Source organism: Pseudomonas sp. UBA2684, assembly GCA_002354655.1.
Classification (GTDB): domain Bacteria; phylum Pseudomonadota; class Gammaproteobacteria; order Pseudomonadales; family Pseudomonadaceae; genus Aquipseudomonas.
Window position 1 is genome coordinate 24,711 of record DELY01000006.1, and the last position, 21,413, is coordinate 46,123.

Consider the following 21,413-nt stretch of genomic DNA (forward strand, 5'->3'; position numbering starts at 1 on the left):
CTGAATTAGGGATTGCAAAGGCCTCACTCGGCGGGCGGCAAGTCCTTGGTGAAGGTCTGGTCGTTCTCGCCGCGGAACATCCGTGCCCCATAGATCAGCGCGCACAGGCCAACGCCGATGGCGAAGGCCCAGCCGGCGCCCTTGATCGCCAGCACCGCGCCGATCACCCCGGCGATGCCCAGGTCACGCTGGCTGCGTGCCTCCATGATGCCCAGGCGCACGCTCACGTAGCCCTGGATCAGCAGGGTCAGCGCCAGCGCAACACCGAGAATCGGCTGCACCAGCGTCACCACCGGCAACAACAGCAGGCCGGTGTTGGTGCCCCAGCGGAACGAGCCGACGCCGCCGTAGATGGATTTCATCGCCTTGGCGCCGCCCTTGAAGCGTTCGGTGATCACCACTTGCATGGCTGACCACTGCGGGCCACACATGGCCACGTCCGGCCCGAAGATGCTCATGAAGGCATTGCGCCCACCGAAGATCAGGTGCGAGCGGTTGGGGTTGAAGTCGACCTTCTCGTCACGCCGTACATGGTCGGCTTCGCCCAGGATCGCCTTGGCGCCGAGCACGTCGCCGAACACCACCAGATAGGCGGCGAACACGGTGGGAATGGCGGTGACGAACATCATCAGTGGCGGCATGCCGAGGCCGAATACGGTGTACTCGTTCCACAGGGTGACGAAGTCCGGCTGGCTGAAACCCCACTCGATGTTCGGCCAAGGCGCCTCACCGAACAGCGGCGCGACTATCACCGCCAGCAGGATGATCGGGAAGATGCCCAGCTTGGCGAAGTTCCACCAGAAGCGATTGCGCTTCTTGAGGTCCTGGAAGTGGATGGAAAACACCAGGTAGAAGGCGATGCCGATGGCGATCGAAATGGTCCAGGGGAAGGTGTCGAAACGACCGCCTTCCTTGAACACCGTCACCACCGCGCTGAGCCCGGCGCCCATGATGATGCCGGCCTTGAGCGCCGAGGGCACCAGGGACACCACCTTGCGCGCCATGCCCGTCATGCCCAGGCCTATCGAGAACACTCCAAGCATCAACTGGAAGGCAATTAGCGCATGCACCCGCTCCGGGCCCTCCGGGAACTGGCTGCAGTAAGCCATCAGCAAAGGAATCGCCGGGGTGATCCAACCCGGAACGACCGGGTCGCCCAGCAGGTGGTGGGTCAGATACAGCAGGCCGTTGAGCATGACCACCGCCAGCGCCACCTCGAAGGGCATGCCGAGAAATTCGGTCATCAGCGGAATCGCCGCCAGGTCCACCGCACACATGAGCAGGCCCTGCATGTAGTCGGATATCTCGAAGCGGTAATGAATGAAAGGCAGACGCACCTTGAATGGCCCCACCGGCCAGTAGGGGGCTTCCACACCAAGGTCTTGTTGATGCAGTTCGGACATTTGAGTCACCCAGCTTTATTAGAGTTGTATTTCAGCCGGCCCCAGCACACTGGGGCCTTTCATCTTCGTTGCGGTAATCAGTAGGCAGCGCGGTAGATCTGTTCGATATCGCCAGCCGTCAGGCGCCGCGGATTGTTGCGCATCAGCCGATCGATCTTGCTGGCTTCCTCGGCCATGGCCGGGATGGCGTCTTCCGGCACGCCGAAGCTGCGCATGCCCTTGGGAATGTCGACGCTGGCGCACAGCTCGGCCATGGCCTCGACGGCCAGGTCGGCGGCGGCCTTGTCGCTCAGGCCATGGGTCTGCACGCCCAGAGCAGCAGCGATCTCGGCCATGCGCTCGACGCAGGCCAGCTTGTTCCAGGCCATTACATACGGCAGCAACAAGGCATTACTCACGCCGTGGGCGATGTTGAAGCGACCGCCCAGCGGATAAGCCAGCGCATGCACGGCGCCCACGCCGGCATTACCGAACGCCATGCCTGCCATCAGGCTGGCGGTGGCCATGTCTTCGCGAGCGACCAGATCCGCCGGGTTGGCATAGGCCTTGGGCAGCGCCTTGGCGATCAGCTTGATGGCGCCAATGGCCAGGGCGTCGGTGATCGGCGAGGCGTTCACCGACAGATAGGACTCCACCGCGTGTACCAATGCATCGACGCCACTGGCAGCGGTCACGCCGCGCGGGCAGGTCAGGGTCATCAGCGGGCTGACCAGGGCCACATCGGGCAACAGGTAGTCGCTGACGATGCCCTTTTTCAGTTGCGCCTGCTTGTCGGAGAGGATCGACACGTTGGTCACTTCCGAGCCGGTGCCGGCGGTGGTCGGGATGGCAATCAGCGGCGGCCCTTTGCGCTTGATCTGATCGACGCCGAACAGCTCTTCCAGGGCACCGTCATGACCGACGTAGCCGGCCACGGCCTTGGCGATATCGATGGCGCTGCCGCCACCGACGCCGATCAGACCGTCATGGCCACCGGTGCGATAGGCATTGGCGCAGGCTTCGACGATGGCGATTTCCGGCTCGGGCTCGACACCCTCGAAAATGCCGTAGGCGCGCTCGCCCAGTTGTTTGATCACGTGATCGACAGTGCCGGACTTGAGCAGAATGCTATCGGTGACAATCAACGGGTTGGTGATGTTCAGACGGGGCAGTTCGACCGCCAACTGCTCGACCGCCTCGCGGCCGGTGATCAGTTTGTTGGCGATCTTGAATGCAGAAATACTCATCAGCGGGGCCTTTTTCTCGTTGTTGTGCCAAAACGAATCAGGCCGAGCCATAGCGAAAGCTGTGCCAGCTCGCGCAAAGCCCCGCGCCAGAGCGCCTGCGACGATTTGACCCAGCGCCGACTCACAGGCAATTGATTAGGAAATTAATCAACCCCGCATAAATCGATTCGCTTTCTAATCAGTGTGATCCCACTTTTTCATCTTCTGCACCACGGTGGCCTGACTGATACCCAGGGCGCGGGCCGCTTCACGGGTGGTCTTGTGCTGCAGCAAGGCCGCACGGATTGCCTCGCGTTCGAGCAATTCGACGCGCTTGCGCAGCGGTATCTGCGCATCATCACCTACGGCCTCAGATGCCTGACGCACCTCGGTGGGCAGGTCGAACAGCCCGATACTGTCACCTTCGCAGGTCACCACCATGCGCTCGACCAGGTTGATCAGCTCGCGGATATTGCCGGGCCAGGGGTAATCGACCAGCCGGTCCAGCGCCTCCAGACTCCAGCTCAACTGACGGGCATAACGGGCGTTGAACTGCGCCAGGTAGTAGTTGAGCAGCGGCACCACCTCATCGCTGCGCTCACGCAAAGCGGGAATATGGATCGGCACCACATTCAGGCGGTAATAGAGATCGGCGCGAAAGCGCCCCTCGGCCACACGTTGCGGCAGGTCATGGTGGGTGGCGGTGATGATGCGTACATCCACCTCCTTGAGCTCCAGGCCACCGACCGGAATAAAGCGACTCTCCTCAATCACCTTGAGCAGTTTGACCTGCACGGCCAGCGGCAGGTCGCCCACCTCATCGAGAAACACCGTGCCCTGGTGCGCCAGCTCCAGCAGGCCGCGCTTGCCCTTGCTGCCGGCACCGGTAAACGCACCGGGCACGTAGCCGAACAACTCGGCCTCGATCAGGTGTTCCGGCAACGCCCCGCAGTTGAGCGCCAGAAATGGCTGCTGCGCCCGGGCACTGGCGGTGTGGATGTACTGGGCGATAAGGGTTTTACCAACACCCGTCTCGCCCTGCAGCAGCACCTTCACATCGCTGCGCGCGACTTGCCTGGCTTGGGCGAAGACGCGCCCGGAGGCGACCTGGTCCGCCACGGGAGAGTCGTTGAGCAAGGCATCGCGCTGCCCGGCATGCAGGCGTGCCGTACTCGAGCGCAGTTGCTTGAGCTGTTGCAGCTCGTCGCGCTCGTGCTTCATGCGCAGCAGTTCGGTCATGTCGCGCACGGTGCTGACCACGTAACGCACACTGCCATCCGCCGCCAGGATTGGCGTGCCACTGACCAGCAGGCGATTACCCTGGCTAACGCGCTGCATCATCGACAGCGCCTTGCCTTCCTTAAGCACCCGCAGCGAGACGGATTCCGAGAGCACGCCATCGCGTACCAGCTCCTGCATCGGCCGGCCGACCAGGTCGACGCCGCGCAGGCCGGTCAGGCGCTCGTAAGCTCGGTTGACCTTCAGCGTGACGCCATCGGCATCGGTGATGTAAACCCCGTCATGCAGCGCGTCGAGCAGCTCTTCCAGATTGGCTTCGCTGAGATTCATGGCCCCTCCTCTCACCGCGAAAGGCCAGTAGTTTAAAGAGTGCGCACGCGAGAAGGGCAAAAACCGCTGGCACCCGAACGGCGGCGCCAGCGTGGGCGGCTTACTCGCTGGCCTGGGTACGCAGTTTCTCGCTGCGCCCGCGCAGCCATTCCAGGGTCAGCAACAGCACCACCGAGAAACCGATGAGCAGGGTCGCGGCGGCGGCGATGGTCGGGCTGAGGTTCTCGCGGATGCCGCTGAACATCTGCCGCGGCAAGGTGACTTGCTCGGGGCCGGCGAGGAACAGGGTCACCACCACTTCGTCGAACGAGGTGGCGAAGGCGAACAGCGCACCGCTGATCACCCCCGGCGCGATCAGCGGCAGGGTGACCCGGCGGAACGCGGTGAGCGGCGAAGCGCCGAGGCTGGCGGCGGCGCGTACCAGGTTGTAGTTGAAGCCCTGCAAGGTCGCCGATACGGTGATGATGACGAACGGCACGCCGAGCACCGCGTGCACCAGGATCAGCGACAGGTAGCTGTTGCCCATGCCCAGCGGGGCGAAGAACAGGTAGCTGGCCACGCCGACGATCACCACCGGCACCACCATCGGCGAAATCAGCAGGCTCATCACCAGGGCCTTGCCGCGGAACTCGCCACGGGTCAGGCCAATCGCGGCTAGGGTGCCGAGCACCATCGCCAGCACGGTGGCCGCCGGAGCGACGATCAGGCTGTTTTTCAGCGCGCGCATCCAGCTGGCGGAGGCGAAGAAATCCTCGTACCAGCGCAGGGAGAACGACTCGATCGGGTAGACCAGGAAGGTGCCGGCGTTGAACGACAACGGGATGATCACCAACACCGGCAGAATCAGGAACAACAGCACCAGCGCGCAGAGCGTGCGCAGGCTGTAGTACCACACGCGTTCGACCGGGGACATGTAGGGGCTCAGCATTTCATTCGTCTCCTTTATCCCAGACGCAGGCGGCTTGCGCCGACCAGCCAGCTATAGACCACGTAGAGCACCAGGGTGGCGAACAGCAGCAGGCCGCCAAGGGCCGTGGCCATGCCCCAGTTGATCGAGGTGTTGGTGTAGAACGCGACAAAGTAGCTGACCATCTGATCGCCGGGGCTGCCGAGCAGCGCCGGGGTGATGTAGTAGCCGATGGAGAGGATGAACACCAGCAGGCAACCGGCGCTGACGCCGGCCAGGGTCTGCGGGAAATACACCCGCCAGAAGCTGGCGAACGGGTGGCAGCCGAGGGAGATCGCCGCACGCATGTAGGTCGGCGAAATGCCCTTCATCACGCTGTAGATCGGCAGGATCATGAACGGCAGCATGATGTGCACCATGGAGATGTAGACCCCGGTGCGGTTGAACACCAACTGCAAGGGCTTGTCGATGATGCCCAGCGCCAGCAGTGCCCCGTTGATCAGGCCGCTGGACTGCAACAGCACGATCCAGGCCGCCACGCGCACCAGGATCGAGGTCCAGAACGGCAGCAGCACGAGGATCATCAACAGGTTGCTCTGCCGCGTCGGCAGGTTGGCCAGCAGGTAGGCCAACGGGTAGGCCAGCACCAGGCAGATGGCGGTGATCACCAGGCCCATCCAGAAGGTGCGGGTGAAAATATCCAGGTAGATCGCCTGGTCCGGCGTGGCCGGCGCCAGCTCGCCGAGGTCATCGATGCGATGATCCAAGGCGGCCAGCAGGTAATAGGGCGTGACGTCACTGGTGTTGCGGCGGATTACCTGCCAGTAGGCCGGATCGCCCCAGCGCTCGTCGAGGCTTTCCAAGGCATCTTTATAGGAGGCCGGCTCGCTCTTGAACGGCAGCGCCCGGGCGGTCTTGGCCATCAGGCTGCGGTAGCCGGCCAGTTCCATGTTCATTCGCTTGGACAAGTCGCCGACCGTCTGATTGGCCCGCGCTTCGGCCAGGTCCAAGCTCAGCGCGCGGTACACCGGCTCCGCGGGCAGTGCCTTGCCGTCCCAGCTGGCGATTGCCTCGACGGTGCGCGGCATGCTGTCGACCACTTCCGGGTTGTTCACGCTCTTGTAGAGCAGCGCGGCAATCGGCACCAGAAACACCAACACCAGAAATACCAACAGCGGCAGGATCAACGCCTGGGCTTTCAGGCGATTGAAGCGCTCGGCACGCGCCAGACGCTGCTTCAAGGTGGGGCCGGCGACCTCGGTCAGGGGTACGGTGGTGGCCATAACGAACTCCGCGAAAACAGGGAAACCAGGGAAAACTCCCCTCCCCCGCAAGCGGGAGAGGGGCCGAGCCAGGGCATGGCTTAGTTACGCGCAGCCCAGGCGTTGAAGCGTTGTTCCAGTTGCTCGCCGTAGTCGGCCCAGAAGGTCACGTTCATGGCCACCTGGTTGGCGATGTTTTCCGGGGTGGTGGGCATGTCTTTCAACAATTTTGGATCGAGCAAGGCCACCGCGTTCTTGTTGGCCGGACCGTAGGCGATGTTCTCGGAGAAGGTCTTCTGCTGCTCGGGCTGTACGCTGAAGGCGATGAATTTCTGCGCCGCGTCCTGGTCTTTCGCACCTTTGGGGATGGCCCAGGCGTCGAAGTCATAGATGCCGCCGTTCCACACCACTTGCAGGTTGCTCTCGTTCTGTACCGCGGCGATGCGGCCGTTGTAGGCCGAGCTCATGACCACGTCGCCGGAGGCGAGGAACTGCGGCGGCTGGGCGCCGGCTTCCCACCACTGGATGCTCGGCTTGATCTGGTCGAGCTTGGCGAACGCACGGTCCTGACCTTCCTTGGTGGCCAGCACCTGATACACCTCTTTCGGCGCCACGCCGTCGGCCATCAGGGCGAACTCCAAGGTGTACTTGGCGCCCTTGCGCAGGCCGCGCTTGCCGGGGAATTTTTCGGTATCCCAGAAATCCGCCCACCCGCTCGGCGCGCTGCTGAGCTTGTCGGCGTTGTAGGCGAGCACCGTCGACCAGACGAAGAAGCCCACGCCGCATGGCTGGATGGCGCCCTCGACGTAATCATCGGGGTTGCCGAACTGCGCCGGATCGAGCTCTTCGAACATGCCCTCGTCGCAACCGCGGGACAGTTCCGGCGACTCCACTTCCACCAGGTTCCAGGACACGCTGTTGGTGTCGACCATGGCTTTGACCTTGGCCATCTCGCCGTTGTACTCACCGGCGATGACCTTGCCGCTGCCGCTCTTTTCCCAGGGCTCGTAGAAGGCTTTGGTTTGCGCCGTCTTGTTCGCGCCGCCAAAGGAAATCACCGTCAAATCGGCGGCCAGCGCCGGCGTGGCGCAGGCCACGGCCAGGGCGAGCGCGGGGAACGTGAGGTATTTGCTCATTATTGTTTACTCCACTGTGGCTGGGGGTTGGTAATGCGCGAAAGGATCAGTGACTGTCCAACAACGGATCGAGCGCGCGGACGTGCTCCACTTGCCAACCGATCGGCACCACATCGCCCACCGCCAGGGCCGTGTCGAGTTCGGCAATCGGTTGTTTTACGAAGAAGTTGCTCATGCCACAGACTTCCAGGCGCACGCGCACGTGGTCGCCGAGGTAAATGAATTCCGCCACGCGCCCGGAAAACCGGTTGCGGCAGCTTTCGCTGGAGCCGTTCAAGCGTACGCGCTCGGGGCGGATCGACAGGGTCACCGGCTCGCCGGTCTGGCCGACGTTGACCGCCAGCGCCTCGACCTTCTCGCCGCGCGCCAGGCTGACCACGCAACGCTCGCCGTCCTGGCTGAGCAGGCGGCCATTGAGGCGGTTGTTTTCGCCGATGAAGTTGGCGACGAAGGTATTGCGCGGCTCTTCATACAGGGTGCGCGGATCGGCGATCTGCTGGATCTCGCCCTGGTGGAACACCGCCACCCGGTCGGACATGGTCAGCGCTTCGCCCTGGTCGTGGGTCACGTAGACCACGGTCACGCCGAGGCGCTTGTGCAGGTGTTTGATCTCCATCTGCATGTGCTCGCGCAGCTGCTTGTCCAGCGCGCCGAGCGGTTCGTCCATCAGCACCAGTTGCGGCTCGAACACCAGGGCGCGGGCCAGGGCCACGCGCTGCTGCTGACCGCCGGACAATTGAGCCGGATAGCGCGCGGCAAAGGCGTCGAGCTGGACCATCGACAGCGCGCGTTTGACCCGCTCGCTGACATCGGTCTTGCTCATGCCGCGCACCGACAGCGGGAAAGCCAGGTTCTCGGCCACGGTCATGTGCGGGAACAGCGCGTAGTTCTGGAACACCATGCCGATGTCACGCTTGTGCGGCGGCACGTTGTTCAGCGAACGACCGCCCAGCTGAATGACCCCGGCGGTCGGCGTCTCGAAGCCGGCGAGCATCATCAGGCTGGTGGTCTTGCCGGAGCCGGACGGCCCGAGCAAGGTGAGGAATTCGCCTTTGCGAATATCCAGGTTGAGGTCTTTGACGATCAGCGATTCGCCGTCGTAGCTTTTTTGCACGCCACGAAAGCTCACCAGTACCTCGTCTGCCGCCCCTGTTGCCGTTGCCTCGCCCATACCCACACCTTCGATTTGCCGTAAGCCGTACTGAGAGCCTAGAGAAGCCTGCAGCCAGCGCAAATCGGGCGGTATGAGAGATTGCTATAAGGGCTATGGAAGATTGCATGTAGGGATTGCCCTACAAAAACAGCCGCTAGGGTGGGTGGGCCGAAGTTCCGTAGGCTGGGTTAGACGCGTGCGCGGTGGCCCGCTCAAGCAGCCGGTTCTGGCGCGGCGTGACCCAGCATTGACGGCGCGAGTACCGACGCCGTGCTGGGTTACGCGGCGTGCGGAATCTGTGTCGCCTGTACCTCGGCGGCCTGCGCCGCTAACCCAGCCTACAAGGTTGAGGCGCTTGCCTGCCAAGCACTGCCTTGTTTCACGCAGAACCTTTATTTAGAGGCAGCACACTCACAAGAGCTTGTGTTCCAGCGCATAACGCACCAGATCGGCCACCGAATGCAGGTTGAGTTTCTGCATCAACCGCGCCTTGTGGGTGCTGATGGTCTTGCTGCTGAGCGCCAATTGCTGGGCGATCTCGTTGACGTTGGCACCCTGCACCAGGCGCTCGAATACCGAGAATTCACGTTCGGAGAGCAACGCATGCGGCGGCCGCGAGTCGGTCAGGCCGACCTCGAAAACCATGCGGTCGGCCAGATCGGGGTCGATATAGCGACCGCCGCCGGCGACCTTGCGAATCGCCGTGAGCAGCAGCGCCGGGTCGCTGTCCTTGGTCGCGTAACCGGCTGCACCGACCTTTAATGCGCGCGCGGCCATTTGCGCCTCGTCGTGCATCGACAGCACCAGAATCGCTGGCGGCTGGCTGAGCGCGCGAATCCGCGGAATCGCCTCCAGGCCATTCACCCCGGGCATGGAAATATCCAGCAGCACCACTTCGCACGGCGTATGCCGCAGGGTTTCCAGCAGCTGTTCGCCATTGCAGGCCTCGCCGACCACCAGCAGATCCTTGGCCAGGCCGATCAGTTGCTTGATGCCCTCGCGCACGATGGTGTGGTCTTCCGCAACCAATACCCGAATCACTCGCAGCCTCTCCTCTTACCGCCCGGCGATATGCCGTGGCGCGCTCAATTGTCCAGCGGCACGCTGACCGTCAAGGTGGTGCCTTCGCCCGGCCGGCTGTCGATGTCCAGGCTGCCGCCGAGCATCAGCACGCGCTCGCGCATGCCGACCAAGCCAAACGAGTGGCTACTCACCGCCGCGGGTTGGAAACCGCGACCATCGTCGCTGATGCTCAGGCGCAACCTATCGCCTTCCAGCGCCAAGCGCAGGTCGACAGTATGCGCGCCGGCATGCCGGATCACATTGGTCAGTGCCTCCTGCAGGATACGGAACAGGCCGATGGCTTTGGCGTCGGCCAGCTGCGGCAGGTTTTCCGGCACCTCGACCAAACAGGGAATCTGCGTGCGCGCCTCGAAACGCTGCGCCTGCCATTCGATGGCCGAGGCCAGCCCGGCATCCAGAATCGGCGGACGCAGGGCGCTGGCCACGTCGCGCACCAACTGGAACAGCTGGGCGATCAGCCGTTTCATATTGTCCAGGCGCTCGCGCAGGCCGGAATCGAGCTCGGCATAGCTCAGCTCGCACATCGAGGTTTCCAGCTTGAGCACGGTGAGCACCTGGCCCAGTTCGTCGTGTACCTCGCGGGCGATGCGCGCCTTCTCTTCCTCGCGCACGCTTTCCAGGTGCGCCGACAATTCGCGCAACTGCGCCCGCGACTCACCCAGCGCCAACTCGGTGCGCTTGTTCTCGCTGATGTCCCAGACGATGCCGTCCCACACCACCTGACCACCCTCGAGGCGCCGGGCAATCGCCTTGATGTCAGCCCAGCGTTGCTCGCCAGCGCGGGTGAGAATGCGCCCCTGCCAGTGCCAGTCGCTGTCGCTGGCCAGGGCCTGGTCCTGGCTGCGGTGATAAGCCGCACGGTCGTCCGCGTGCACCAGGCTGCGAATGCCGTGATCCGGCGCCAGTAACGCGGCCGCCGGGTAGCCGACCAGGCTCTCGCTGCCGTCGCTGATAAAGGCGAAATCCACCGGCTCGCCCGGCTGCGCACGCTCCAGACGAAACACCAGGCCCGGCACGTTGGCGGCGATGCCTTGCAGGCGCGCCTCGCTCTCCTGCAAGGCCGCCAGGGCGCGGCGCCGCTCGGTGACATCGGTGATGAACACCACCAGGTACTCGGTGTCGCGGTAACGCAGAAAACTCAACGACACATCCGCCGGCAAGGCACTGCCATCGGCACGCCGGCACTCGGTCTCGAAACTCAGCGGGCCGTCATCGCCGTGGCGCGCATGCTTCCACAGGTTGAGCCAGCGATCCATGTGCAGGCTCGGCTCGAAATCGATCAGCGGCCGCTCGACCACCCCACCCGGCGCATAGCCGAGCATTCGCTCGGCAGCGTGGTTGGCGTAGCGCACGTGGCTGTCCCAGTTAACCCAGAGAATACCGACGGTGCTGTGGTCGATGGAAAACTGCGCCAGGCGCAACGCATCCCTGGCCGCCTCGCGCAATTCGATGTCGTGCCGCGCGGCGAGCAGGCAAAACTCCAAGTTGTCGCGCTGCCGCCGCAGCCAGAACAACAGCACCAGGCTGATCAGCAGGAGCAGACCCAGCAGGATGCAGAGGCTCTGCCAAAAACCCGAAGAGTCAGCCACACGCGGATTACGCGGTTGCAGCCAGCGGGCGTGCAGTTGATCGAGGTCCTTGGCCGCAATCGCCCGCAAACCGACGTCGACGATCGCCGCCAACTCAGGCCAGTCGCGCCGCGAAGCGACCCGCAATAGCTGCGGCAGACCGATGTCGCCGACAATCGCCAGCCCGGCGAATTCGGCCTCGTGCGATAACCGGCTGAGCTGCGCTTCGTCCAGCACCGCATATTTCGCCTGCTGACCAAGCACCTGCAACAAGGCCTGACGCGGCGAATCGACCGCCTGCAAATGCAGATTGGCATGGCTGCTGCGCAAATAATCGGCCACTGCGCTCGGCACTTTCAGCGCCACCGGCGCCTCGCCATCGAGCTGTTCCAGGTCGACGGCGCCAGTGCCGTCGCGCGCGCCCACCAAGAGATGCGGCACACGCATGTACGGGTCGGAAAATAACCACAGGCGCAGCCCGGCCGGGGTCTGACTGAGGCCCGGCGCCAGGTCGATCTGGCCGGCGCGCAAAGCCGCCTCCAGCGCCGCCTGATCCTGGAAATGCCGCCAGCGCAACTCGACGTGCAGCGCCGCGGCCAGCCAGTTCATCAACTCGATATTGGCCCCGGAGAGGGTCTGCTGGCGGCGATCAAACTGCGCATACGGCGCCTGCAACAGCACCCCCACGCGCAACTGCGGGTGCGCCTGCAACCACGCACGCTGCGCCTCGCTAAGGGCGGCGGACGGCGGGGCATTGGCCGCCCCTACCGGCAGCGGCAGGCAGGCAAGCAACAGCGAAAAACACAACAGACGAATCATGCACAACACCGCGCAGTTCACGCTCAAGGGAAACACTAGGGCCTGTTGCCGTTTCATTCGCGGGCGCGATGAAACGGCAACAGACCCTATTCGGCCTACCTTACTCCAGGCGCCCCTCACCAGGCGAAGGCTCGGCCTGACAAATAGTCGCCGAGCCATTAGGCTGGCTGAATCACCACCGGCCAGGGTTATTCCGATGCTGCGCACTCGCTCCCCGTTACTGCCCCTGCTCTGCCTGTCGCTGCTGCCTTACACGCTGACGCTGCATGCCGAAGAACGTGCACCGACCAGCGCCCCGTCCGGCGAACAGACGGAGCCGCCGACAGCCGTCGAGCGCCCGCCCCTGGGTGAGCGCAGCCAAGCCGAGGCACAAGCCCTGACACGCCAATTACCGGCCAGCGAACAGCAGCAGTTGCAGGCCGGCGACGAGACCTTCCTCGCCCTCTGGCAGCCAGCGAATGTCGGCAAGCCGAGTGGCGCGGTGATCCTCTTGCCGGGTGACAGCGAAAGCGCCGACTGGCCGCAGACCGTCGGCCCCCTGCGCAGCAAACTGCCGGACGCCGGCTGGCACAGCCTGAGCCTGAGCCTGCCCGACCCGGAGGGCGATCCATTGCTGACGCGCGCCGCGCCCAGCAGCCCAACGCCTGACAGCGCTGAAACACCGGCAGACGCCAGCGCCACCGCGGATCCGGCTAGCGATGACAGCGCCAGCGAAGCGGCAGCCAGCGCCGCACCGAACCCCGCCAGCCTGCGCCAGGCGCATGCCGAGCGCGTGCTGGCACGCATCGCGGCCGGCATCGCCTTCGCTCAACAGCAGCAAGCGCAGACCGTGGTTCTGCTCGGCCATGGCAGCGGTGCCTATTGGGCCGCGCGCTACCTGGCCGAGCGTCAACCGGCGAATGTGCAGAACCTGCTATTGGTCGCCGCCGAACTGCCCGAGGGTTTCAGTCCCGCGCTAGAAGAGCTGATTCCCAACCTAAAGCTGGCCACCGGCGATTTTTACTACAAGGACCAGGCCAACGACCGCACCGCCGCGCTGAAACGCCTGCAAGCCGGCAAACGGCAACAGCACCCGGCGTATATTCAGGTCGCCATGAAGGCGTTGCCAGGCAATCGCGCGGCAGAACAGGAACAACTCTACCGGCGCATTCGCGGCTGGCTCAGCCTGCACTTACAGGCCAGCGCACCGCCTGCCGCTACGGCTACGCCGGCTGGTGCGCCGGGCGGTTAGCGAAAGCCGTGGCGCTGACGAATCAGCGCATAGGCCTGGTGCAGCTCGCGGGTTTTTTCCGTGGCGTCGCGCACCCGCTCAGGGCCGGCACCGCTGCCAAGCAGTTTGTCCGGATGATGGCGGCTCACTAGCCGGCGATAGGCGCGCTTGATCTGCGCCGGTTCGCTATTAGCCGCCACGCCGAGCAAACGCAGCGCCTCTTGATAATTACCACCGGCGGACGCCAGCGGCCCCTGTTTCGGCGCGTATGCGCTACTCAGCAACTCCTGAGCAGCGGCGGACACGCCCAACCACGTGCCCCACAGCAAAATCAGCTCGCGCTCGGCCTGGCTGACCCGCCCGTCGACCCACGCCATCCGCCAGCACGCGCGCAGCAAGGCTTCGCTGCGCTGCCGCTGACGGCGCAATGGCGCGCGTAAGCTGTCGCGCCCGGTCTTGCCCCGGGCGAACGCCTCGATCGCCCGCCGCTGCGCCTGCTCATGCAACCCCAAGCGCTGCATCTCGGCTCGCGCCTGCTGAATGTGCGCCTGCGACACACGCCCTTCGCACTTGGCCAAGCGCCCCAGCAGGATAAACAGCAAGGCCTCGTCATCCGCCGCCGGCGCGCCACCCAGGCGCTCGCGCAATACGGCCCAGCTATGCAAGCGCCAGCGGCGGTCCAGTACCTGCCCCAGCAGCCCGCCCAGCAGTGCCCCCGGAATGCTGGCCACGGCCAACCCGGCAACCGCGCCAAGCAGAGTCGCCGGCCAGAGCATCTCAGTGCCCCTGTGCGAGCAGACGCTCGACATCGGCCAGACGTTCGTGGGTGCCGACATCGACCCAGCAACCGCCAAAACGCTCACCGCCGACCAGGCCGTCGGCCATCGCCCGACGCAGCAGAGGCGCCAACTTGAACGCTTCGGCCTGGCAGCCGGCAAACAAGCTCGGCGACAGCACGGCGATGCCGCTGTAGGTCAGGTTGGCGTGCTCCGCCTGGGCGTCACGCACCTGCCCGTCGTCCAGGTAGAAATCACCTGCGTGGTGATGCACCGGGTTGTCGACCAAGACCAGATGGGCCAAGCCTGTCAGCGCACGCTGCAGGCGGGCAAAGGGGTAGTCGGTGAAAATATCGCCGTTGACCACCAGAAACGGTGCGTCGCCGAGCAAGGGCAGCGCGCGAAAAATCCCGCCACCGGTTTCCAGCGGCTCGCCCTCGGCCGAGTAGCTGATGCGCACACCGAAGCGCGCGCCGTCGCCAAGGTAATCCTCGATCTGCTGCCCCAGCCAGGCATGGTTGATCACCAGCTCATGGAACCCGGCAGCCGCCAGGGCGCGCACGTGGTACTCGATCAACGGCACACCGGCGGCGCGCACCAGCGGCTTGGGGGTGTGCAAGGTCAGCGGGCGCAGGCGCTCGCCCTTGCCGGCGGCCAAAATCATCGCCTTCATGCCGGCACCACCGCGCCCTTGGGCAAACTGGCGAATAATTCGGCCAGCTCAGCCAACTCCGGACGCCGCGCCAGCACCGCGTCTATATAAGTGAAGAAGCGCGGCACGTCGCCGAGGTACTTGGGTTTGCCGTCGCGGTGGCAGATGCGCGCGAAGATGCCGATCACCTTGAGGTGACGCTGCACGCCCATCAGGTCGCTGGCCCGCAGAAAGTCCTCCAGCTCGGCCTGCACCGGAATACCGACGACCTGCGCCTGGCGCCAATAGGCTTCAAGCCAGCCACGCACCCGCCCCTCGGACCAACTGAGAAAAGCATCCTTGAACAAGCACGTGACGTCGTAGGTCACCGGCCCATACACCGCATCCTGAAAATCCAGCACCCCAGGGTTCGGCTCGCTGAGCATCAGGTTGCGCGGCATGTAGTCGCGATGCACCAGCACCTTGGGCTGCGCGAGAGCACTGTCGATCAGCAGCCGGCAGACCCGCTGCCACGCCGCTTGCTGCGCCGCGTTCAGCTCAACGCCCAGGTGACGCTGCACATACCACTCGGGAAACAACTGCAACTCACGACGCAACAACGCCTCGTCGTAGCTTGGCAGCGGCGCGCTCATCGGCAGTTGCTGAAACGCCAGCAACGCTTGCTGCGCATCGGCGAACAAGCGATCGGCATTGCGCTCATCGATCACATCCAGGTAGGTCTGCCGGCCCAGATCATTGAGCAGGAGAAAGCCGCGCGCCAGATCCGCCGCGAGAATCTGCGGCACATTCACCTGGGCGGCGGCGAGCAGTTCGGCGACCTGGACGAATGGCCGGCAGTCCTCTTGAGGCGGCGGCGCATCCATCACGATCAGGCTGCGCTCGGCGCCCTGCCAACGGAAATAACGACGAAAGCTGGCATCGCTGCTGGCGGACGTCAGGCTGGCGTGTGGCACCGCCCCCCAGCCGCGTGCAGCGAACAGTGCCGGTAGTTGTTGGTCGAGCCATTCATTGAGCAGTTGCAGGCGTACATCTTCATCAGGCATTACAAGGGTCTCCGACGGCGCTAGCCGTTGCGCGGGTCATGCTTTATTATCCAGCATCTTTTTCAGCCCATCGAGTGGCGTGCGGCCCCTGGGCCGATGGCGCGCAGGAAGCCCGGAAAAATAAGATGGCAGTAAAATACCCCGCGTTTCGTAAAAAATTCCCACTTCTGGTAACTGGCGGCCTTCTGGCCCTCCAGCCTATCGCAGGTTCATTGGCAATTGCTGCCGAGCAGTATGACTGCCAGGTGTCGGCGTCGGGTGGTTGGGCGTGCGCGCCGAAAACCAGTAGCGCGGCCGTGCCTGCGCGGCCCGTGCACAGTGGCGCCGCCGTCAGCTCAAGCGGCGCGGCCAGCACTGAAAAAAGTGCTGTCGACAAAACCGCCAGCACCACCCTGGTCACCGAAAGTGGCGGCAAGGGCCTGGCTTCGCGCAGTGCCGACTACAGCCACCTGGACTGGGTGCCACGCGAGCAACTGAGCGCCGCGCAGTTGGCGGAAGTCGGCCCGTATTGCGCCGGTGCCTACATCGAGCCGAGTCGCCCAGGCATGAACGACAAAACGCCGATGAGCCAAGCGCCGCTGTTCGTTTCCGCCAAGGCTTCGCGCTATGAGCAGGAACAGCAAGTGGCAACCTTGGCCGGCGATGTCGTGCTGCGCCAAGCCGGCATGCAAGTCGAGGCCGACGAAGCCAACCTGCGCCAGGCAGAAAACCGTGGCGAACTGATCGGTAACGTGCGCCTGCGCGACCAGGGCATGCTGGTCGTTGGCGATCGCGCCGAGTTGCAACTGGATAACGGCGAAGCACAAGTCGATAACGCCGAATACGTGCTGCACAAAGGCCACATACGCGGTAGCGCGCTCTATGCCAAACGCGAAGAAAGCGCAATTATCCGCCTGAAAGACGGCACGTACACCAGTTGCGAACCAGGCAGCAACAGCTGGCACCTGAGGGGCAACAACATCACCCTGAACCCGGCGACCGGCTTCGGCACGGCCACCAACGTGACCTTGCGGGTGAAAGACTTCCCGGTGTTCTACACCCCCTACATCTATTTCCCGATCGACGACCGTCGCCAGTCCGGCTTCCTGCCGCCGAGCATCGGCAGCTCCAGCGATAACGGCCTGACCCTGCAAACGCCGTACTACTTCAACCTGGCACCGAACTACGATGCCACGCTGTACCCCACCTACATGAGCGACCGTGGCCTGCTGATGGAAGGCGAGTTCCGCTACCTGACCAAAAGCAGTGAAGGTCAGCTGGGCGCCGCCTACCTCGACGACAGCAACGACGACCGCAAGCTGCAATCGGAATACGAAGACCAGCGCTGGCTCTATAGCTGGAAACACCGTGGCGGCCTCGACTCGCGCCTGCTGGCCGAAGTCGACTACACCGACATCAGCGACCCGTACTACTTCCAGGACCTGAGTACCGACCTGGGTATCGACACCACGACCTATGTCAACCAGCGCGGCACCCTGACCTACCGCGGCAATGGCTACACGGCGCGCTTGAACGCGCATGCCTATGAGCTGGCCAATATCACCGATATCACGCCGTACGACCGCCTGCCGCAGATTACCCTGGATGGCCGCCTACCGTTCCAGCCGGGCGGCTTGAACTTTGCCTATGGCACTGAGCTGGTACGTTTCGATCGCGACCTGCGCAGTGGATTCTTCACCGACGAAAACGGGAACACTGGCACAGAAGAGTTCCGCTGGTACGACGACCGCCTGCGTGGCCTGGCTCGTGCCAACGGTGAACGCCTGCACCTCGAACCTGCGGTCAGCCTGCCGCTGAACTGGAGCTGGGGCTTCCTCAAGCCACAGGTCAAGTACCTGCACACCAATTACGACCTGAGCCTCGATCAGCAGGGCAAGACCAGCCTGCTCGCCGAACAGGAGTTCAACAACAGCCAGGATCGCGGCGTACCGATCTTCAGCGTCGACAGCGGCCTGTACTTCGACCGTGAGACCCAATGGTTTGGCAAGTCCTATCGCCAGACCCTGGAACCGCGCCTGTTCTACCTCTATGTCCCCGAGGAAGATCAGACCGATATCCCGCTATTCGACACGGGCGAAAGCACCTTTAACTACTCGTCGTTGTGGCGGGAAAACCGCTTCTCCGGCAAAGACCGGATTGGCGACGAAAACAAGCTGTCGCTGGGCGTCACCAACCGCTGGATCGAAAGCAACGGCTTCGAACGCCAACGCTTCAGCATTGGCCAGGCCTTCTACTTCGAAGATCGCAAGGTGACTTTGCCTGACAGCTTCAGCGGCAGGCCCGGCACATCACCACTCAGTGATCGCGCAGACTACCAGTCATCGGTCTCGCCTTACGCACTTGAATATATGTACCGTTTCAACCGCGACTGGCGCCTGAGTTCAGATTTCAACTGGGACCCGGACACCCATCGCACCCGCTCGGGTAGTGCAATGTTCCACTACCAGCCGGAAGACAACCCGAACAAGGTAGTCAACGCCGGGTATCGCTACCGCAACGACACCGTGCGCTTTGATCAGACCACCGGCGACTGGGTGGTTGGCGGCGGCGACTACGGCACGCCAGGCAGTCCCAACTTCATCAAGGACTACTACAAGATCAGCCAGCACGATTTCTCGGTTATCTGGCCAATCGTGCCGAAATGGAGCGTGATTTCCCGCTGGCAGTACGATTACGGCCGCAACCGCACGCTGGAGGCTTTCGGTGGTTTCGAATACGACAGTTGCTGCTGGAAGCTACGCCTGATCAACCGCTACTGGATCGACTACGACGAAGTCAGCCTCAACCCGGCACTGAATGACGAGCCGGACCGCGGTATTTTCCTGCAAATCGTCCTCAAAGGCCTGGGCGGCGTGGTGGGTAACAAGACTGAGACTTTCCTCGACCAAGGCATTCAAGGTTATCGTGAACGTGAAGATCAAGCTTTCTGATTGCGTGCGCCCGCTGCTGTTGGGCGCGCTGTTTCTGGGTACTGCGGCCCAGGCCGAAGTACAACCGCTCAACCGCGTCGTGGCTATCGTCGACAACGATGTGATCATGCAGAGCCAGCTCGATTCGCGCCTGCGCGAGGTGCAGCAAACCATCACCAAACGCGGCGCGGCACTGCCGCCGGAGCATGTGCTCAGCCAACAAGTGCTGGAACGTCTGATCATCGAGAACATCCAGCTGCAAATCGGTGACCGTTCAGGCATCCGCATCACCGATGAAGAGCTCAACCAGGCGATCGGCACTATTGCCCAGCGTAATGGCATGAGCCTCGAGCAGTTCCGCGCCGCCCTGGCCCAGGACGGTTTGTCCTATGTCGATGCGCGCGACCAAGTACGCCGTGAAATGGTCATCAGCCGCGTGCGCCAGCGACGCGTGGCCGAGCGCATCCAGGTGACCGACCAGGAAGTGAAAAACTTCCTCGCCTCCGACCTGGGCAAGATGCAGCTGTCGGAAGAGTTCCGCCTGGCCAACATCCTCATTCCGATTCCTGAGGGTTCCTCTGCCGAGGCCATTCAGGCTGCCGAGCGTCAGGCCCAGGAGCTTTACCAACAACTGCAACAGGGTGCCGACTTCGCCCAGCTGGCGATTGCCCGCTCGGCCAGCGAAACAGCCCTGGAAGGCGGTGAAATGGGCTGGCGCAAAGCCGCACAACTGCCGCCACCGTTCGACGCCATGCTTGGCGCGCTGTCGGTCGGCGAGGTCACCGAACCGATGCGTACGCCGACCGGCTTCATCATGCTCAAGTTGCTGGAGAAACGCGGCGGCGAAACCCAGGTACGTGACGAGGTGAATGTCCGTCACATCCTGATCAAGCCCAGCGAAATCCGCAGCGAAGCCGAGACCAAGCGCCTGACCGAACGCCTCTACGAGCGCATTCAAGCGGGCGAAGATTTCGCCGAACTGGCGAAAAGCTACTCCGAAGACCCGGGCTCGGCCCTCAACGGCGGTACGTTGAACTGGATCGACCCCAACGCGCTGGTGCCGGAATTCCGCGAAGTGATGAACAACACCGCCAGCGGCGAAATTTCCAAGCCGTTCCAGAGCCCCTTCGGCTGGCATGTACTGCAAGTCATAGGTCGCCGCGCCACGGACAGCAGCGCGCAGTTCCGCGAGCAACAGGCGCTGAACGTGCTGCGTAACCGTAAGTACGACGAAGAACTGCAATCCTGGCTGCGGCAGATCCGCGATGAGGCCTACGTCGAAAGCAAGCTCTAAGAGCCGCCTATCGACAAGCAAGCCCGGCGTTCTGCACCTCGCAGCGCCGGGCTTTTTCGTTGGTCCTGTCGCCGTTACGCGGGAGCGGCTTTAACCGCGAAAGAGTGGCACGTTTGGCAGATTGAACTCGCACACAGGCGCCGTGCGCTGGCTGGGTAGCAGGGGCCTTGGCCGCTGCCACAACAGCCTGACTGCTCATGCGGCACGTCATTGGCACGCGGCCTTTTCGTTTCGACACGCGCACTGGGTAAAATGCCCTATCGCTCCCGCATCGGCATTCCAAGGGCACCACCATGATTGCACCGCAGCGCTTTGCACTGACCCCCGGCGAGCCGGCCGGCATCGGCCCGGATCTCAGCCTGCTGCTCGCGCAGCAGGCTCAGCCGCACATCCTGATTGCCATTGCCAACCGGGAGCTGCTCGCCGAGCGAGCCCTGCAACTGGGCGTGACCATCGAACTGCTGGCCGTCAGCCCCTCAGCCTGGCCGACCCAGGCCGCCAAAGCCGGCAGCCTGTATGTCTGGGACACGCCTCTTGCCGCACCGGTGATCCCCGGCCAGCTCAACCCGGCCAATGCCGCTTACGTTCTGGAGACCCTGAAACGTGCCGGGCAAGGCTGCGTCGCTGGGCATTTCGCCGGGATGATTACCGCGCCGGTGCACAAGGGCGTGATCAACGAGGCCGGCATCGCCTTCTCCGGTCACACCGAGTTTCTTGCCGAGCTGACGCATACCGAACAGGTGGTGATGATGCTTGCCACCCGCGGTCTACGCGTCGCCCTGGTCACCACGCACCTGCCGCTCAAGGACGTCGCCAGCGCGATCACCGGCGAACGCCTGACGCGGGTCACCCGCATCCTTGAGCACGACCTGCGCACTAAATTCGGCATTGCCCGGCCGCGCATCCTGGTGTGCGGCCTCAATCCGCACGCCGGCGAAGGCGGCCACCTTGGCCACGAGGAAATCGACATCATCGAGCCGACCCTCGAACGCCTGCGCAGCGAGGGCCTGAACCTGATCGGCCCCCTGCCAGCCGACACGCTGTTCACCCCCAAACACCTCGACCACTGCGACGCGGTGTTGGCCATGTACCACGACCAGGGACTGCCGGTGCTCAAGTTCAAAGGCTTTGGCGCCGCAGTCAATGTCACCCTGGGCCTGCCGATCATCCGTACCTCGGTCGATCACGGCACCGCCCTGGATCTGGCCGGCAGCGGCAAGATCGACAGTGGCAGCCTACAGGTCGCCCTGGAAACCGCCTATGCAATGGCGGCTAGCCAGGCGTAAGTTCGTGGTCGATACGCTTAGCTAGAAGCGCGCAGCGCCGCGATCCAACGTATCGGCGAAAGCAGGCCGGGTTTCGCTGCGCGTTGCCCAGCCTACGGTTTGCGCCGCCAATGCTGTTAAACTGCCGCTCTTTGCATT

At 63.6% G+C, this 21,413-nt stretch carries 16 protein-coding genes; 4 read left to right on the forward strand and 12 right to left on the reverse strand.

Translation table 11 applies throughout. From position 1 onward, the window contains the following. Positions 1-23 precede the first annotated feature (23 nt). The 9 genes from B3M58_RS02955 to B3M58_RS02995 all read right to left on the reverse strand — a co-directional run bounded on the left by B3M58_RS02955 (position 24) and on the right by B3M58_RS02995 (position 12,105). Entirely contained in the window at positions 24-1,403 is a 1,380-nt protein-coding gene (locus B3M58_RS02955) for a hypothetical protein (RefSeq protein WP_296217064.1), read from the reverse strand. Positions 1,404-1,480: 77 nt separating this feature from the next. After that, positions 1,481-2,629, reverse strand: coding sequence for an iron-containing alcohol dehydrogenase (locus B3M58_RS02960; protein ID WP_296217065.1), 1,149 nt, complete (start codon positions 2,627-2,629; stop codon positions 1,481-1,483). 174 nt (positions 2,630-2,803) lie between these two features. Beyond that, entirely contained in the window at positions 2,804-4,177 is a 1,374-nt protein-coding gene (locus B3M58_RS02965) for a sigma-54 interaction domain-containing protein (RefSeq protein ID WP_296217066.1), read from the reverse strand. A 100-nt stretch (positions 4,178-4,277) separates the two neighbouring features. Then, positions 4,278-5,105, reverse strand: a complete 828-nt coding sequence (locus B3M58_RS02970) for an ABC transporter permease (protein ID WP_296217067.1) — start codon at positions 5,103-5,105, stop codon at positions 4,278-4,280. Positions 5,106-5,119: 14 nt separating this feature from the next. After that, positions 5,120-6,367, reverse strand: a complete 1,248-nt coding sequence (locus B3M58_RS02975; protein WP_296217068.1) for an ABC transporter permease — start codon at positions 6,365-6,367, stop codon at positions 5,120-5,122. 80 nt (positions 6,368-6,447) lie between these two features. Continuing rightward, positions 6,448-7,482: a polyamine ABC transporter substrate-binding protein gene (locus B3M58_RS02980; RefSeq protein WP_296217069.1), complete on the reverse strand. Its 1,035-nt coding sequence runs from the start codon at positions 7,480-7,482 to the stop codon at positions 6,448-6,450. A 46-nt stretch (positions 7,483-7,528) separates the two neighbouring features. Continuing rightward, positions 7,529-8,653, reverse strand: coding sequence for an ABC transporter ATP-binding protein (locus tag B3M58_RS02985; RefSeq protein ID WP_296217070.1), 1,125 nt, complete (start codon positions 8,651-8,653; stop codon positions 7,529-7,531). 393 nt (positions 8,654-9,046) lie between these two features. Continuing rightward, positions 9,047-9,676: a response regulator gene (locus tag B3M58_RS02990; RefSeq protein ID WP_296217071.1), complete on the reverse strand. Its 630-nt coding sequence runs from the start codon at positions 9,674-9,676 to the stop codon at positions 9,047-9,049. A 44-nt stretch (positions 9,677-9,720) separates the two neighbouring features. Continuing rightward, entirely contained in the window at positions 9,721-12,105 is a 2,385-nt protein-coding gene (locus B3M58_RS02995) for a PAS domain-containing sensor histidine kinase (RefSeq protein WP_296217072.1), read from the reverse strand. 196 nt (positions 12,106-12,301) lie between these two features. Here B3M58_RS02995 and B3M58_RS03000 point away from each other — a divergent pair, with 196 nt between their 5' ends. Further along, positions 12,302-13,336, forward strand: coding sequence for an alpha/beta hydrolase family protein (locus B3M58_RS03000; RefSeq protein ID WP_296217073.1), 1,035 nt, complete (start codon positions 12,302-12,304; stop codon positions 13,334-13,336). Here B3M58_RS03000 and B3M58_RS03005 read toward each other — a convergent pair. From B3M58_RS03005 to B3M58_RS03015, 3 genes are read right to left on the reverse strand one after another with little or no spacing between them, the layout of a single operon-like run. Then, on the reverse strand, positions 13,333-14,091 hold the full coding sequence (locus B3M58_RS03005; protein ID WP_296217074.1) for a TerB family tellurite resistance protein: 759 nt from the start codon (positions 14,089-14,091) through the stop codon (positions 13,333-13,335). The two genes, B3M58_RS03000 and B3M58_RS03005, sit on opposite strands and share 4 nt — an antisense overlap. 1 nt (position 14,092) lies before the next feature. Beyond that, entirely contained in the window at positions 14,093-14,764 is a 672-nt protein-coding gene (murU, locus tag B3M58_RS03010) for an N-acetylmuramate alpha-1-phosphate uridylyltransferase MurU (protein WP_296217075.1), read from the reverse strand. Beyond that, complete coding sequence (locus B3M58_RS03015) at positions 14,761-15,786, reverse strand: aminoglycoside phosphotransferase family protein (protein WP_296217076.1); 1,026 nt, start codon at positions 15,784-15,786, stop codon at positions 14,761-14,763. Before B3M58_RS03015 ends, murU begins: the two co-directional genes overlap by 4 nt. Before the next feature lie 125 nt (positions 15,787-15,911). Here B3M58_RS03015 and B3M58_RS03020 point away from each other — a divergent pair, with 125 nt between their 5' ends. From B3M58_RS03020 to pdxA, 3 genes are all read left to right on the forward strand, one after another. Continuing rightward, entirely contained in the window at positions 15,912-18,716 is a 2,805-nt protein-coding gene (locus B3M58_RS03020; protein WP_296217077.1) for an LPS-assembly protein LptD, read from the forward strand. Further along, complete coding sequence (locus tag B3M58_RS03025) at positions 18,697-19,989, forward strand: peptidylprolyl isomerase (protein ID WP_296217078.1); 1,293 nt, start codon at positions 18,697-18,699, stop codon at positions 19,987-19,989. The genes B3M58_RS03020 and B3M58_RS03025 overlap by 20 nt, the downstream gene beginning before the upstream one ends. A gap of 293 nt (positions 19,990-20,282) precedes the next feature. Next, positions 20,283-21,275: a 4-hydroxythreonine-4-phosphate dehydrogenase PdxA gene (gene pdxA / locus B3M58_RS03030; RefSeq protein ID WP_296217079.1), complete on the forward strand. Its 993-nt coding sequence runs from the start codon at positions 20,283-20,285 to the stop codon at positions 21,273-21,275. Positions 21,276-21,413: the final 138 nt, after the last annotated feature.